11 protein-coding genes are annotated in these 15,726 nt (G+C 45.7%); 7 read left to right on the forward strand and 4 right to left on the reverse strand.

Going from position 1 to position 15,726, the window contains the following annotated elements:
• Positions 1 to 114: 114 nt before the first annotated feature.
• Complete coding sequence (locus ESB13_RS10480; protein ID WP_129002928.1) at positions 115 to 1,203, forward strand: outer membrane beta-barrel protein; 1,089 nt, start codon at positions 115 to 117, stop codon at positions 1,201 to 1,203.
• 333 nt (positions 1,204 to 1,536) lie between these two features.
• Entirely contained in the window at positions 1,537 to 1,842 is a 306-nt protein-coding gene (locus ESB13_RS10485) for a hypothetical protein (protein ID WP_129002929.1), read from the forward strand.
• Between the two features lie 105 nt (positions 1,843 to 1,947).
• Here the strand turns inward: ESB13_RS10485 and ESB13_RS10490 are convergent, their stop codons facing one another.
• A complete protein-coding gene (locus ESB13_RS10490) occupies positions 1,948 to 4,515 on the reverse strand; it encodes a phosphoenolpyruvate carboxylase (RefSeq protein WP_129002930.1) in 2,568 nt (855 codons plus the stop codon).
• Between the two features lie 212 nt (positions 4,516 to 4,727).
• Between ESB13_RS10490 and lpdA the strand changes: the two genes are divergently transcribed.
• Complete coding sequence (gene lpdA / locus ESB13_RS10495) at positions 4,728 to 6,137, forward strand: dihydrolipoyl dehydrogenase (protein WP_129002931.1); 1,410 nt, start codon at positions 4,728 to 4,730, stop codon at positions 6,135 to 6,137.
• 411 nt (positions 6,138 to 6,548) lie between these two features.
• Here lpdA and ESB13_RS10500 read toward each other — a convergent pair whose 3' ends face one another.
• Together ESB13_RS10500 and ESB13_RS10505 are read right to left on the reverse strand one after the other, a co-directional pair.
• Positions 6,549 to 7,712, reverse strand: a complete 1,164-nt coding sequence (locus ESB13_RS10500; RefSeq protein ID WP_220399606.1) for an MFS transporter — start codon at positions 7,710 to 7,712, stop codon at positions 6,549 to 6,551.
• A gap of 140 nt (positions 7,713 to 7,852) precedes the next feature.
• Positions 7,853 to 8,611, reverse strand: coding sequence for a DUF4197 domain-containing protein (locus tag ESB13_RS10505; RefSeq protein WP_129002932.1), 759 nt, complete (start codon positions 8,609 to 8,611; stop codon positions 7,853 to 7,855).
• Between the two features lie 126 nt (positions 8,612 to 8,737).
• Between ESB13_RS10505 and ESB13_RS10510 the strand changes: the two genes are divergently transcribed.
• The gene (locus ESB13_RS10510) at positions 8,738 to 9,562 is read left to right on the forward strand and encodes a glutaminyl-peptide cyclotransferase (protein ID WP_164974164.1); all 825 of its coding nucleotides are present in this window, start codon (positions 8,738 to 8,740) and stop codon (positions 9,560 to 9,562) included.
• A 91-nt stretch (positions 9,563 to 9,653) separates the two neighbouring features.
• Here ESB13_RS10510 and ESB13_RS10515 read toward each other — a convergent pair whose 3' ends face one another.
• On the reverse strand, positions 9,654 to 10,556 hold the full coding sequence (locus ESB13_RS10515) for a class I SAM-dependent methyltransferase (protein ID WP_129002934.1): 903 nt from the start codon (positions 10,554 to 10,556) through the stop codon (positions 9,654 to 9,656).
• A 118-nt stretch (positions 10,557 to 10,674) separates the two neighbouring features.
• Between ESB13_RS10515 and ESB13_RS10520 the strand changes: the two genes are divergently transcribed.
• Genes ESB13_RS10520 through ESB13_RS10530 form a run of 3 tightly spaced genes read left to right on the forward strand, consistent with a single transcriptional unit; the run spans position 10,675 to position 15,666 of the window.
• A complete protein-coding gene (locus ESB13_RS10520; protein ID WP_129002935.1) occupies positions 10,675 to 12,045 on the forward strand; it encodes a DUF58 domain-containing protein in 1,371 nt (456 codons plus the stop codon).
• 3 nt (positions 12,046 to 12,048) lie between these two features.
• Entirely contained in the window at positions 12,049 to 14,667 is a 2,619-nt protein-coding gene (locus tag ESB13_RS10525) for a transglutaminase-like domain-containing protein (protein WP_129002936.1), read from the forward strand.
• A 6-nt stretch (positions 14,668 to 14,673) separates the two neighbouring features.
• Positions 14,674 to 15,666, forward strand: coding sequence for an AAA family ATPase (locus tag ESB13_RS10530; RefSeq protein ID WP_129002937.1), 993 nt, complete (start codon positions 14,674 to 14,676; stop codon positions 15,664 to 15,666).
• Positions 15,667 to 15,726 lie beyond the last annotated feature (60 nt).

Below are 15,726 nucleotides of genomic sequence, written 5' to 3' on the forward strand. Positions count from 1 at the left end.
CTGCTTTCTTCATTCATCATCAAATAGAAAAGGTACTGCCTGTTCGCTACCGGACTTCTGGAACAAGTTCAGTAGCAGGCAATACCTTTCCATTAACACTTAAAATTCATTGCAATGTTACAAAAAATTCTTGCAACGGGAGTTGCTGCATCATTGTGCGCAGTCAGTTTCGCTCAGGACACCACAAAGAAAGGCACCTTCACTTTATCAGGAAATTTAGACGCTTATTACAGGTACAATTTCAGTAATCCACCACATCCTTCTGAAGCACCTACTCCCCCTACTGCACCAGGGTATCTGAATTATAATAGTCCAACCAGCTTTACAGCGACTCACAATTCATTTGAACTGGGCATGGCATCCATCAAAGCAGAATACACGAAAGGAAAAGCCGGCGTAGTCATTGATCTGGGCTTCGGACGCAGGGCAGAAGAGTTTGCCTATAACGATGCCAATACAAGATTGGCCATCAAACAGGCATACGTAACCTTTGCTCCCAGCGATGCCATAAAATTCAGCTTCGGTAGCTGGGCCACACATGTCGGCTATGAAGTGCTGGATCCCTACCTGAACCGTAACTATAGCATGAGTTATATGTTCTCTTATGGCCCCTTCTCTCATACCGGTATTAAAGCCGACATCGCATTGGGAGGAGCCAGCTCTTTAATGGTAGGTATTGCCAATCCTACAGATTACAGGAGCGCACCCAAAGCACCAAAAACAGTATTGGCGCAGTTTGCAACAGGTTCGTCCGATGAAAAACTGAAAGCCTATCTGAACTTTGCAGGAGGCAAACAAGATGATCTTACAAGAGTATACCAGGGCGATGTGGTATTAACCTATGCTTTCTCGGATAAATTCAGCATGGGCTATAACGGTACCTATCAGTCAGTGGGAACCCGTGCCACCACAAACACCTCATGGGAAAGCTCCAAATGGTGGGGCTCCGCGCTGTACTTCAACGTCGACCCTACCGACTATTTTGGCCTTACCCTGAGAACGGAATACCTTGGCGACAAAGACCATGTTAAATTTGGCAATGTATTTTCTCCAACACTGTCAGCCAATTTCAAAGTAGATAATCTTACTATTATCCCTGAGTTCAGATTCGATTCAGCCAAAGACGAACTATTTGTAAAGAAGTCCGGCGATGTAACAAAATCAACCGGCTCATTTATACTGGCGGCTACTTACCATTTCTAGCATAGAACATTATTCAGCTATAGGATTTCGTCCTGTAGTCTTTATGCAAAGCAGATCAAACATCAACACAATCAAAAAGAGGCTGTAACCAATACAGCCTCTTTTGAATTATAGGTTGTCCCGTCCTAAAATATGTTGACACAATCATCATATGAATATGGAAAATGCAGTAACGCCTCTGTCTCAAAAGCGGACTCAAAAAGATTACAGTTTAGCTTTCAAATTACAGGTAGTGAATGAGGTAGAAAAGGGCTTATTAAACCAGTATAAGATACTAAAACGAACACAACTATCTATTCCATTCGTCTGAATACAACAAAATGATGTGTCGGCGTGTCGCAGCTCCTGGGCCTGACAAGCCGGCGCTTCAACAAAAAGCCACCACAACTTCGTAAACCTCTGCAACCACCAGGTAATACAATTGGCCCGGATGCGGAGAAAAGATCAACGCTTTTCCCATCTGTCTTCCACTGCCCGGAAAGCCACGCAGTTGTTGTCCGCAACTCAAAAAAACAGTCACCTTTAAGGATCAGCGTATCACTGTATGGAGAAGAAAGCCATCTCCCCGTTGCTACCTTCCCGGTAAGCTTGCAGCTGGATGAACCCAACATCACAGCCAAAAGAAAAAGGCAGGAATAATAAGTGGATGACTTCATATAAAAATTTGACGGCAACTTTTAGCCGGTAAAAAAATAGGGCGTACCTCATAGTAAGATACACCCTATTTCATTTTGCAGCTGTTCTTTATACAGAGTTCCTGCCCGCATTGATAATGCCGAAAGAACAACGCATGATCAGTTTCTCGTAGCTGTCTTTATAAGGAGACGGGATGAGCTTTTCTTCCAGGTCCCGCATTTTCGTAATACCAAATTGCTGAATTGTAAGTAAGGGTAATACAATACGCTCCCGCATCTGGATAGAGAGCTGGTCAACAGGATAATCACTCATCAGGTCATCTTCACCCGACATACGCAGGATATATTTTTTAGTAAGCTCATACTCCTCGTAGATCATATTCCAGATCTCGCCGTATTTAGGATGATTTGACAGGAACGCTGTTAAAGGGAAGAAACTTTTCTTCATGGTCATTTCACAGTTATCCATGAGCGTTTTAAAGAAAAGGCTTCTTTTATAAAGACGTTTGATATCCTCCCACTTGCCTGCATCTTCCATTTTCTTTAACGCAGTGCCTACACCGTAATAGCCTGTCACGTTTTGTTTTAACTGGCTCCATGAACCCACATAAGGAATAGCGCGCAGATCATTCAGCGACAACTTGCTGCTGTTACCACGTTTCGAAGGCCGGCTGCCGATATTGGTCTGACCATAGAAACGCAGGGGGCTGGCATGAGCCAGGTATTCAAGGAAATAAGGATGGTTCTTTAATTCCACATAACTTACATGCCCTTCTTTCGCCAGTGCTTTCACCAGTTCTTCATCTTCGGGTTCAAGCGTCGTCTCACGGGGAGCAGATAACGCACTGGCTACACCTGCATGGATCAGCTGTTCAATATTGTACTGGGCGGCCTCAGTTGTTCCAAAGTTAGAACTGATGGTTTGTCCCTGTATAGTGATCTGGATTTCGTTATTGGCAATGTTCTGGCCCATGGAGGCATAGAACTTATGTGTTTTACCACCGCCACGTGCGGGAGGGCCTCCCCTGCCATCGAAGAACACTACATCTACTTCATATTCCCTGGAAATACGCGTCAGCTCTTCTTTTGCTTTATAGATACTCCAGTTAGCCATCAGGTAACCACCGTCTTTGGTTCCATCAGAGAAACCAAGCATGATGGTTTGTTTGTTGCCACGCGCTTTCAGATGCGCTTTATAAGCATCTATCTCATACAGCTGCTTCATAACAGAAGCTGCCTGCTGAAGGTCTTCAATGGTCTCAAACAAAGGAACGATATCTACTTTCAGCGCATTCTTGGCCCAGCCGCTCATAAGCAGCAGCCCATACACTTCCATCATATTGAGGGCGCTCATGGTATGGCTGATGATATAGCGGTGGCAACCGGCTTCACCATTGCATTCCTGGATCTCCATGATACCATTCATACTCGCCAGCGTATCAACATGCACCTCTTCCGAGAGTACATTGAAATCGCTCACTGGTTTGGCATTGATAAGCGCTTGTATTTTGCCTGCTTCATCAAGACTATTATAATCTTTGGGAAGCGCATCTGTTTTTTCCACCAGTTCTTCTATGGCAGAAGTATGAATAGAGCTGTCCTGGCGTACATCGAGAGAAGCAAAGTGTAAACCAAACAGCTGTACTTTGCTGATCATGTTATCGACCATATTCAGGAACAGCCCGTTGTGATCAGTGATCAGCGTTTCGCGCACCTGCTGCAGTGTTTGTTCGAGCTCTGTAGCAGAAATATCCGATTCGTACCCCGGTACGAAAATGTTGTTGTAAAGCTTCGATTCAAGCGCTGCCATCACATGATCCACACCTTTAAAAGTAAGACGGCGTTTGAGCCTGCGGATCGAGAAGTAGTAGCATTTAAGAATCGTGCTGCGTAATGAAGCCGCTACCTGCAGGGTAGTTTTCGCATTTACGAACGGGTTGCCATCCCTGTCGCCCCCGGGCCAGAAGCCCAGTTGTATCAGCGGGTTGGTATCGAGACTGGCATCGGGGAACTGCGATTTCATATCGCTCAGGATCTGGCCTGAAGCAGGATAGAAAATATTCTCGAGGTACCACAGTAAGCTTACCGCCTCATCGAAAGGCGTTGGCTTATTCTTTTTCAGGAAAGGCGTTTTACCAAGCTGGCGGAGGTATTGGTTTACCATACCCGCATTATCTTCTGTCAGCGCCTTTGAGAGATCGTTGATGATACCCAGCACCTCGCCCGGATAGAACTGGGTTGGATGCGCAGTGAGTACAAGACGAACGGAGAAACGTTTCAGTTTTTCGTTCAGCGCTTCTTTTTTCTGACTTTGCTCCGCTTCCGATTCCAGGTGCCTTAAGGTACCCGGGCCGTGAAGATCACGGATATACTGGAAAGCCGAATCTTCAAGCGCATCAAAAAGCACTACCTGCCTTTCGGTGTATTGAATGAAACGGAAAAGCAGATCTACCTGCTCCTGTTCCTTCTGGTAAGGCGTATATTGCTGGAAAAAGGACGCGATAATATCCGACGGGCTTTGCTGCTTCCGGAATCCTTCTTCGCAATGGAGCAGGAACAGGGATAAAAGAACACCTGTTTTCTCGATGCGATGGAATGGAAGTGCCGTAAAGAGACTGTTATAAAGCTGAAACCTGATACCTACCAGGTTCTTGTACTGTTGTAAAGCATTATCCATATTCTATGCATTAGTAACTTTATGGCAAGCAAACTGTTATAGCCGCCCAAGTTAGCACAATTTGACGGTTGGCATGGGTAAAGACATAAAAAATGAATATTATTCAATTTTCAACCTTGTATTAACAACAATTGTTAGCCCACCAACAGTTTTTTTATTTTTGGCAGGTTGGGCGTATTTTCGCACATCTTTATCTATAAAATTTACGAGCCATGGCATACGATGTAATTGTTTTGGGTAGTGGACCCGGTGGATATCCTGCCGCTATCCGGGCTTCTCAGCTAGGATTTAAAGTAGCTATCATTGAAAAGGAATTATTGGGTGGTATTTGCCTGAACTGGGGATGTATTCCTACCAAGGCCCTGCTGAAAAGCGCCCAGGTATACGAATACATGAAGCACAGCACCAGCTATGGCATTAACGCCAGTGGCGTAGAAGCCGATTTCGGCGGTGTTATCAAGCGCAGCCGTGGTGTAGCGGAAAAAATGACCAAAGGCGTTCAGTTCCTGATGAAAAAGAACAAGATCGACGTCATCATGGGTTATGGCAAACTGAAAGCAAAAGGAAAAGTAGAGGTTACTGCCGCAGACGGTTCTAAACAAATAGTAGAATCAAAATATATCGTAGTTGCTACAGGTGCACGCGCCCGCGAATTACCCAACCTGCCTATCGACGGTAAAAAAGTGATCGGGTACCGCGAAGCAATGGTTTTACCCGAGAAACCCAAAAGCATGATTGTAGTAGGCAGCGGCGCCATAGGCGTTGAGTTTGCTTATGTTTACAACAGCATGGGCACCAAAGTTACCATCGTTGAATTCCTCCCACGCATCGTTCCTGTTGAAGACGAAGATGTTTCCAAAGAACTGGAAAAACAATTCAAAAAAGGCGGCATCGAAGTAATGACCAACTCAACCGTTGAGAAAGTTGATACTTCAGGAAACGGCGTAAAAGCTACCGTTAAAAAACAAGATGGCAGCACTGTTGTGCTGGAAGCTGATGTTGTACTAAGCGCCGTTGGTATCACTGCCAACATCGAAAATATCGGTCTCGAAGAACTTGGCATCAAAACCGAAAAAGGTAAGATCTCTGTAGACAAATACTATCAGACCAATGTTGCCGGCATCTTCGCTATTGGTGACTGCGTTCCTGGTCAGGCGCTGGCGCACGTGGCTACCAAAGAAGGTATCAACGCAGCAGAATACATGGCTTACCTGGAGAAGAAATTCCACCACCAGCCCGAAGCGGTAGATTACAATAACGTACCTGGTTGTACTTATTGCACTCCTGAGATCGCGAGCGTTGGTTATACCGAGAAAGCAGCTAAAGAAGCTGGTTTTGAAGTGAAAGTGGGTAAATTTCCATTTGTAGCTTCCGGTAAAGCAACTGCTGCCGGCGCTACTGAAGGCTTCGTAAAAGTGATCTTCGACGCTAAATACGGTGAATTGCTTGGTGCACACATGATCGGCGCCAATGTTACCGATATGATCGCTGAAGTATCCCTGGCCCGCAAGCTTGAAACCACTGCACACGAGATCTTAAACGCCATCCACCCGCATCCAACGATGAGTGAAGCGTTTAAAGAAGCTACTGCTGCAGCTTATGGCGAAGCAATAGACATCTAAGAACAGATAACAGACTATAGATGAGAATGGCTTATAAATAAAAATAGCCGTCGAGTCGCTTAAACGGGTATCCTTCTCCGCCAGGGTCCCGAACAAAAAAGAGGCCGTATCGCTTATGATACGGCCTCTTTTATTCGGGGCTTTGTCCCGTCCTAAAATATGTTGACACAATCATCATATGAATATGGAAAATGCAGTAACGCCTCTGTATCAAAAGCGGACTCAAAAAGATTACAGTTTCGAACCAGATGGGACCAGCCTGCTAAAAACGCAGTTTCAGGGAAGGCAAACCTGCTTTGGCAGGCAGCTGGTGGCAGGGATAAGGGGGGCAAGTGCGATACAAGTGCGATGTAAGTGCGATGCAAGTGCGGTTTAGGAAGCTTTATGGTATACTCATCGTATATCCTCATATTATCCTTTCCGGGTAAACCGGAAAATAAGAAGTGCCATGAGCATGCAGCTGATACCGGCAAGGGTTACACCGTTCCAGCCTGCCTGACGCCACATAAATAATCCCAAAGCTGAGCCAAACGATGTTCCGATAAAGCTAATGGTCATAAATACGGTGTTTAACCTGTTCCTGGCTTCGGGAAGCAGTGCATAAACACGGCTTTGGTTGGAAACATGGATTGCCTGAGCGCCAAGATCCATGACAACGATACCGGCAATGATGGCTATAAGAGAATGCGGTAAGAAATGGAAGATCAGGTAACCCGTAATTACCAGCGCTATTCCCAAGCCAATAGCGAATCTGGGATTCCGCTTATCGGCAGCAGCCCCAACCACGGGAGCCGCCAATGCACCCGCCGCAGCCGCAAGGCCAAATAATCCCAGCTTATCGCTATGATAACCGAAGGGCGGACCAGACATATGTAAAACCATCGTGGTCCAGAACATACCAAATACGGCAAAAGCCAATGCGTTGATAGCCGAAGCCTCCCGCAGCAACGGCAGCTCCCTGATAAGCGTCAGCAAAGATTTCATCAGCTGGCCATAAGAACCGGTAAAAGAGGGCCGGTTCACCGGAAAAGCAAAACGCATCAGCAAGATCAGGCAGAGCATAATTCCCGCCGCTATCCAATACATACTTCTCCATCCCAGCCAGGCCCCTACAAAGCCGCTTAAGGTTCTCGACAACAATACCCCTATCAGCAATCCGCTCATAACAATACCTATCACCCTGCCCCTTTTTGCAGGCGAAGCCAGGCTGGCGCTCAAAGGCAGTATCAATTGCGGTACAACAGAGGTAAAGCCAATTAACAGGCTGGCAATTTCAAGGATCAGTAGAGAAGGAGCATTCGCAGCTACCAGCAACGCCACCATCGCACAGCTGCTCGTAAAAAGGATCTGTTTACGGCGTTCTATTTTATCGCCCAGCGGCACAAAGAACAAAAGCCCCATTGCATATCCTATCTGGGTAAGAAAAGTGATCACCCCTGCCCTGCTTTCTTCTACTTTAAATTCCTGGCTTATCAGTACGATCAAAGGCTGGCAGTAATAAATATTCGCTACGATCAGGCCCGTACAGGCCGCCATAAATACGATATGCCATTGCTTAAGTTCCCTGTGCTCCATTCCCTTAAGATACGATTTAGTATAATAAAAGGCCAGGCATCAACCCATTGGGGAAGATGCCTGGCTCTGAATTTCTTTCACTGCCGAAGTCTTACAAATGCCGGCAGCTTTGATGATTGAAAAGACTTACCCGGTAAAGTTTACGAGCCGCCGAATACTTTTTTCAGCAGGTCGGAAGTGCGCGCCAAAGGATCTTTGCGAATAGACTTCTCTTCCAACCCTACCTGGTAAAAAATACCGGACAATGTTCTTTGAGTAACAAAAGCACTGAGGTCGGGGTTAATTTTACTTACCAGCGGTATTTTATTGTAAGCTGTGATCAGGTTGTTCCAGTGTTTGGTAGCATCTACTTTTGCCAGCGAAGTTTCGATCACCGGGCGGAAAGCTTCTGTCAGCGGAGAGGTTGTTTTGGTACGCAGGTAGCCTGTAGCGGCGGTATCGCTGCCCCTGAGAATACCCCAGGCATCCTGGATAGACATACCTTTGATGGCGCTAACGAAAATAGGAGCTGCACTTTTGGCAGCATCCTCAGCTGCACGGTTCATAGACAGGATGGCGTCGTCAACCAGTTTGCCCATTCCTACGCTGCGCAGTGTTTTTTCTACCTTTTGCGCTTCTTCAGGTAACAATATTTTAATAGCGGCATCTTTAAAGAAGCCGTCGACAGACGATAACTGTTTGGTGCCTTTTTCTACACCTACCGCGAGCGCTTCTTTGAGGCCGCTTGCTACATCATTGGTACTCAACGAGTCTTTGCTGCCGGTGACAGATTTAAGCAGTCCACTGAGGGAAGGTTTGGAAGAAGAAGTAGTGTCTTTTTTGAATAGTTTGCCTAACTGGGCATTAGCCGCACCCCAGCTGAAAGACGCCAGGAGAAGCAGCAAACCGATTTTTTTCATATTCATATTTAAGGTATCCAAAAATAGAAGTATGCGTGATAATAACAAGTTAAATAGAGACGAGCAGGGAATTTTACACGGCAGGAAGATATAATGCCCTTATTTTTGCGCGAATTGAGCACGATAATGAAATTACAGCACTTTCTTCCTGCCGCCCTGATATTCCTGTTATTATCCTGTGGAAATAACAATAGCAACGATAGCAATGATGCCGGTTCTCCTTCGGCCACTATTGTTCCGGCGGCAATTGATTATACTGTCGTTAAAACCTATCCGCACGATACTTCTTCTTATACCCAGGGACTTATATGGCATAACAATACTTTGTACGAAGGCACCGGCAGAGTAGGATACTCCAAACTGGCCAAAATTGATATTGAAACCGGCAAAGCTTCGCAACAGCAGTTCAATGCAAAAAATGAATTCGGGGAAGGCATCACCATCCTGGATAACAAAATATACCAGTTGACCTGGGAGAATCATAAAGTATACGTATACGATGCAGAAAGCTTTAAAAAATTGCAGGAGTTTGCCTGGCCTTATGAAGGATGGGGAATTACTACCGATGGTAAAAACCTTATCATCAGCACAGGAGGCAGCAATATTTACTATGTAAACCCTTCCGATTTCAAGATCCTCCGCACAGTTGGCGTAACAGATAATTATGGCCCTGTTGATAATATCAATGAACTGGAGTACATCAATGGCTTTATCTATGCCAATAAATACCTGACCACTTATATCCTGAAAATAAATCCAGAAACAGGTACGGTAACAGGACGGCTGGATCTGAAAGACATTTTCCAAAAGAGCGGCAAAACCTATGATGCCGGTATGATCCCCGATCCTACAGAAGATGTATTAAACGGTATTGCCTATGACTCTGCCAAAAACAGCCTTTATGTTACGGGTAAGCAATGGCCTTTGTTGTTTGAGATTAAGATCAATTAAGTTAAGATCAGCATAAATGCAAAGCCCGCATACCTTAATGGTTGCGGGCTTTGCATTTATAAATATCATCTGCTTGCGCAGGCAGCATTGCTTATTTTTTGATCCGGGCAATATAGATAACAGAGCTGCACTTTTCAGGATGTGCAGAGGCTTTGCGATTAGAGTGCCAGCCACTAAAGAATGCAGGTAACAGTCTTTGCTTTCCACTGCGGTACTGCTCGCTTAACATGCTTACATAAAAGCTGTCGAACCACATAGGCTGATGCTTTGTTACTTCAAAGCCATGCTGCTCCAGCAGCATGCCCATCGATTTTGGGGAGAAATGATAAAGATGGCGCGGCACGTCGTAGGCAGCCCAATATTCGCCGTATTCCTGCGCATCGCGGCTGGTGTAGTTGGGAACAGCGATCAGCAGCGTGCCGCCGGGTTTTATGACATTCCTGTAAGTAGAAAGATATCCATGCAGATCATGCACATGCTCCAGCACATGCCACATGGTGATAACATCAAACTGCTGTGCCGGTAACTGGTATAAATTATCCAGTGACTGTAACGCCAAACCATGTTGCCGGAGGGCATTGTTACGGGCGGTATCATCCGGTTCCAGTCCGGTTACCTGCCAGCCGGCCTGCTGCATGGTAGCGGCAAAAGCGCCGGTGCCGGCGCCCACATCGAGCAGGTTGCCCGATCTAATTCCTGAAAGACGGCTGACCAGCTTTCTTTTAGATTGAAGGGTATAACTTCGAACCAGGTGGTATAGACGATTAATAAGTCCCTTTTTTGTATCGGAATGCGACACATAGGCTTCAGACTGGTAGTATTTACCAATAGCTTCGGCAACGGGCACCTCCTGCGTGAAACGCAGCGTACAGCTCTTGCATTCCCATATATCAAAAGTTTCTTTGCTTACGGTATAGTCTTTGGCTTTCAAGACCGGGAAAATATCCCCACTTTTACAGGCGGGACAGGACGTATATGTGATCTTTTCGCTCATGAGGAGCAAAGAAACGAGTTATGTACACAATAAAGTCAAGTTTCAGTTAAAAATGGCATGAAAAAAGCATAAAGAAGGCCATGCCATATTTAGTTTATTTAACTTACCCTGACAATCTATGATCAAGCGGTTAAAAAATACCTTCCTCATTATGAAGCAGGCCGGCATATATGTGCCTGTCACCTGGTATTTTGTACTATTCCTGGCATTTGGCACCCTTGTGTTCCGCTGGTTAATGGGTCAGCAGCAGCACCCCGACAATACCTATAGTGAAATCTTTACACTTTTACTGCTGGTATCCCTGTCCTGCGTAGGCATTTTGCTGGCCTGGGGTTTACTAAGTGTTTCTTTCTCCTTTTTGTTCTTCCTGATCAAAAAGCGCCGCCGCAAGGTGCATTGCAAACTGGAATCGCTGGCAGCCGATAGCCCTGGCGCCATGCGGCAACAACAAACGCTCCGGTTAGAGATCTCTCCCCTTATAAAACCATTGCTGGGTTTTGTAAAACTGCGTGTGATCTACGACCTGGAATACTACTCCGAAAAATTTTCACTGGCCGAAAAGAACAGGAAAAACTGGAGCCGGCTTGAAGGAACTTACCACTGGCCCTTACCCCAGATAAGGGAATACCGTATAGACCAGGTGATCGTTTATTTCGAAGACCTCTTCCAGTTCTTTTCATTCCCGGTAACGCTCGATATCAATGACCGCTTTTTTACAAGGCCCGACAAAGCTGCCAGCCGCCCTTTTCAGCTGAACCCGCGTAAAACGGAAGAAACGAATGTTCATATCGATGAAATGAAGAAAGTGGAAGGTGAGCACGTGAACTATAAACATTTTGAAGCCAATGACGATGTCCGCCGTATTGTATGGAAGATCTATGCAAAGAACAAGGAACTGGTAGTAAGGATGCCTGAGATCATGGACCCTTATGCGTCGCACCTCTGCCTGTATGCCTCTTTTCATACAGCGTTTCCCGTAAGTGACAGTATAGTAGTGAAGGAGCCTTTCCTGGATTATTATAAAACGATCGTGAACAGCACTTACGAGCAACTGGTAAAACAGGGTTTCGAGGTGCAGTATATTCCCGATCAGCCGATACGGCAAAACTGGGCTACGGAAGATGCGAGCGCTATCAGCCGCCTGATAAGCGTTACCCATTGGCAGCAACAGCAGGATATAAGCAGTTACGTTAAACCTGAGGATGCCGCCATTGTACTGGTATCGTCATTAAACGACGCCGGAGAAGTGGAGCGGCTGGTAAGCCGGTATGGTAACCAGATAAGTTTTGTATTGGTACGGTTGAGCAATAGCATGAAGCAGCAGGAAGTAAGAGACTGGCTTCAATGGTTATTCGTTCAATACGAGCCCAACACCTACGAGCGATACCGTCCTCAATGGCAGATCTCGCAATTACGCCGCAGCATTATAGCGAACGAAAAGAAAATAGCAGGGATCCTGGCAGCATACGAAAAATCAGTGGTAGTATAACTTATGAAAATTGGTAAAGTACATAATTGGAAAAAAGTTCTGACCCAACTATTGTTGCTGGCGTTACCTACGTTTGCGCTGGCAGCATATGTATTATGGGATGTTAATAATTACTACGCCATCCTCCAAAACAACTGGCTGAAGCAATCTGTTTATGTTGGAGCGGGCATGGCAGGTGCTTTGCTTTTCTACAGTTACCGCTTCCGGTTCATTACTACCGCCGCCTTATTGTTCCTTGTTTATTATACCGGTTATCGTTTTGTAGGGCAAGTGTCGGTAGGAGAATTCGACGCCTTTTTTGCATCCGTGCATTACCTGGTGTTTGTTATACTCTTTTCATCAGGCTGGATCTGTGGTTATGGTTTTTCGCGGTCCCGCTATTTCACTGTTTTCTGGTCATTATTCCTGCTGGCAGCACAAATTGTAACTACAAGCAAAACTGCCGACATAACAGCCAATGCCCTGATAGGCGCCCTATTACCTGTAATAGCCTACGCTGCTTATATCATCTACACTGCCGAGCTCATACGCAACATGACCGATTCGCAGGAAAGCTTTGGCTGGTTCATCGTAAAAAGGATGACCGGTTTCATTGTTATCATGACGCTGATACTGCTCGCCGTGTTTGCAATCTTTGATAAAGACTTTAAAGCAATAGAAAAGAAATGGGCAAATAATGAAGGGAAATACGACCGTAAGAAAAACGGAGGAGAAAGTATGACCCAACAGAACAAAGACGGCTCCATCAGCAATAAAGACAAAACCCAGTTAAGTGGTTCTTTGAATAAAGGGAAGCGGCTGGTATTTGTAGCCCGGCTCGATAACTACTTCGAAGATGGCGTCACCCCCAATCCTCTTTACTTCACCGCTTTTCATTATACAAAATTCGATACGCTTACACAGACATTTGAAACAGACAGCCTGATGCCTGCCAATGATCTCTTTAAACCCGATCCATCCAAAATACCGATCTATTTCGCGAAAACAGATTCTACAGTTATCAGGAACACCAATGCTACCCTGCACCGTAAAGTAGTGAACGCCGAGATCTACAAAACACTGCTGGCCCCCAATGAGTATGTAGCGCCTTCCACTGCATTCTTCTGTCAGCCCCTTCCCGTAGAGAATGCTTACAGGGAACAGTATAAAAGCGCCTATCGTGCGAAAATGTGGGTAAGCGATCTTAACAGCGCCTATTTCATTTACAACCCTGCGGGCAACGCATCACTGGAGTCGTTCCAGGAAACACGCTTTAACCTGTTACGTGAAGTAAAGGATTTCGCCACTGTCGATAATAAATTTTTAAAGTATTACACTTATATGCCGGATAACGCCGAATACAGGCGCATCGGCGACCTGGCAAAAGAGATCACAAAAGATGCGGTAACACCTGTTGACAAGATCATTGCTATCCGCGATTATTTTTTAAGCAAAGATGAGTTCGGACAACCTTTGTATAAATACACCGATAACCCTGGTGTACCGGGTATACCAAGCGCCAACAAGCTCAACTATTTCTTATTCGAGAACAGGCAGGGTTACTGTGCCTATTATGCCGGCGCCACTTTATTCCTGTTACGCGCGCTGGGCATTCCTTCAAGGGTCACGGCAGGCTTTCTCACCATAGACCGCAGCAGTAAAAACCCCGGCTGGTATTGGTTTTACGAAGACCAGGCGCACGCCTGGGTACAGGTTTATTTTCCCGGTTATGGATGGATAGACTTCGACACCACCGTACCCGATCAGAATACGCACGACGCACCACAGCCAGACGGTACGCCTCCCTTAAATATGCAGCAGGCCTATCTCGTTGCCGACGGTAATATTGTAACACTGGATACCCTTCGTAAAAAAGCTACAATGACCGTGGAAAAACTACTGTTCCACGACGAGAACTACCAGACTGAACATCCCGGCACTATCGATATAGATGCTTCGATAGCCAATGTTACTACCGACACGGGCGCCATACGCTTTGGACAGCTGAAGAAAGGCATGCATATTACCGCCGCATCATTCGCAGAAGCACTGAAAGATGACAAACCATTGCCAACGGAAGAACTGCAGGATATCTTAAAACGATTACCCAAACCTACCCCTGTAGATGAAATTAAAGTAATAGAACCCGAACAGCCCATATCCGATGCCAGTAAACAAAAGCTGGATGATAACACGTCTGTCAACTGGCTGCGGGTATTATATATCAGCCTGCTGGTGATCCTTTGCCTGGCTATAATAGTGGGTAGCCTGCCATGGCTGATATGGCAGTTCCTGCATCAAAGAGCCAGGCTAACGAAGGCGCCTGTAAGCAAGGCATTTTACCAATACCGGGCTGCCATGTACTACCTGCATCAGTTAGGTTATGCCCGCACCAACCTGGGACCCGGTGATTATGCAGGAAAAATAGACCGTCAGTTCCATACCCGTTTCTATGACTATAGTAATATTTATCAGAAACTGAAATATAGTACGCTGCCTTTAACAGCACGGGAACAGGCCGAAGTGGCACAGTTTTATGTTCCTTTTATCAAAACCATCAGGAAGCAAACGCCTTTAAAAACAAGGGTTGCACGCTTCCTGGATGTATATCAAACCATTCATTTTTTTACGCAACCTAAATAGCGCAGCATGGAAGAGCAACATATCCAGATAGAGCAGGCATTAAATCATATACAACAGCTTGTTGGCAATATTGAAAAGGTGATCCGTGGCAAACAATCACAGATCCGCTTTATACTTACCGCGTTGCTGGCGAAAGGCCATATTCTCATGGAAGATAACCCCGGCACCGGCAAAACCGTGATGGCTAAAACACTCGCCCATAGCATTGCCGGTAAATTTCATGATACCAGTGGCGTCAATTTCAAAAGGATCCAGTTTACACCCGACCTGTTACCTATGGACCTGATAGGCTCTCATATCTTCGACGACGTTCGTAAAGAGTTCCTCTTTAAAAAAGGTCCCTTGTTCTGTAATGTGTTACTGGCCGATGAAATCAACCGGGCCTCTCCCAAGGTGCAATCGGCATTATTGGAATGTATGGCCGAAAACCAGATCACTATTGGCGATGCCACCTATCCGCTGGAACAACTGTTCTTCACCATCGCCACACAAAACCCGGTAGAAATGGAGGGCACCTACCCTTTACCGGCCGCTCAGCTCGACCGTTTCTTTATGAAAATTTATTTCGGCTATGTAGATGAAGATACCGAACTGGATATCTATAGGGACTATCTTGGCATACAGGATAACCTGGCGCATATTCAGCAGGTATTATCTATGGAAGAAGTGCTCTTATTACAGCAGGAGGCAGAGAAAGTACACCTGCATGATGAACTGCTGATAGCAGTACGCAATATTGTTACCGCCACCCGTAAGCATCCGGATATTGTTTTGGGCGCTTCTACCCGAAGCGGTATCACCTTCCTCAAATGCCTGAAAGCATATGCACTTGTCAATGGACGCACCTTTGCCACCGAAGACGACCTGCAACAAATAACCCATCCGGTACTCGATCATCGCCTGATCTACCGCCATAAGGAAGCCAAACAAAAGGCCTTGACAGCCATCCTGGATAAAGAGATGGAAAGACTGAGCAAAGCAGGGATCAGTGATAAATAATATGGCTTAACTGGTAAGAAGACAAAGAAGAGCATTTGCAGAACATTCATAAGCTAAGAT

Source organism: Filimonas effusa (assembly GCF_004118675.1).
Classification (GTDB): Bacteria; Bacteroidota; Bacteroidia; order Chitinophagales; family Chitinophagaceae; genus Filimonas; species Filimonas effusa.

What these genes read in the sequence shown, in the direction of transcription:
- ESB13_RS10490 (WP_129002930.1), bottom strand. Translation starts at nt 4,515, where the DNA reads ATGGATAATGCTTTACAACAGTACAAGAACCTGGTAGGTATCAGGTTT.
- ESB13_RS10525 (WP_129002936.1), top strand. Translation starts at nt 12,049, where the DNA reads ATGAAAATTGGTAAAGTACATAATTGGAAAAAAGTTCTGACCCAACTA.
- ESB13_RS10530 (WP_129002937.1), top strand. Translation starts at nt 14,674, where the DNA reads ATGGAAGAGCAACATATCCAGATAGAGCAGGCATTAAATCATATACAA.
- lpdA (WP_129002931.1), top strand. Translation starts at nt 4,728, where the DNA reads ATGGCATACGATGTAATTGTTTTGGGTAGTGGACCCGGTGGATATCCT.
- ESB13_RS10515 (WP_129002934.1), bottom strand. Translation starts at nt 10,556, where the DNA reads ATGAGCGAAAAGATCACATATACGTCCTGTCCCGCCTGTAAAAGTGGG.
- ESB13_RS10505 (WP_129002932.1), bottom strand. Translation starts at nt 8,611, where the DNA reads ATGAAAAAAATCGGTTTGCTGCTTCTCCTGGCGTCTTTCAGCTGGGGT.
- ESB13_RS10480 (WP_129002928.1), top strand. Translation starts at nt 115, where the DNA reads ATGTTACAAAAAATTCTTGCAACGGGAGTTGCTGCATCATTGTGCGCA.
- ESB13_RS10520 (WP_129002935.1), top strand. Translation starts at nt 10,675, where the DNA reads ATGATCAAGCGGTTAAAAAATACCTTCCTCATTATGAAGCAGGCCGGC.
- ESB13_RS10500 (WP_220399606.1), bottom strand. Translation starts at nt 7,712, where the DNA reads ATGGAGCACAGGGAACTTAAGCAATGGCATATCGTATTTATGGCGGCC.
- ESB13_RS10510 (WP_164974164.1), top strand. Translation starts at nt 8,738, where the DNA reads ATGAAATTACAGCACTTTCTTCCTGCCGCCCTGATATTCCTGTTATTA.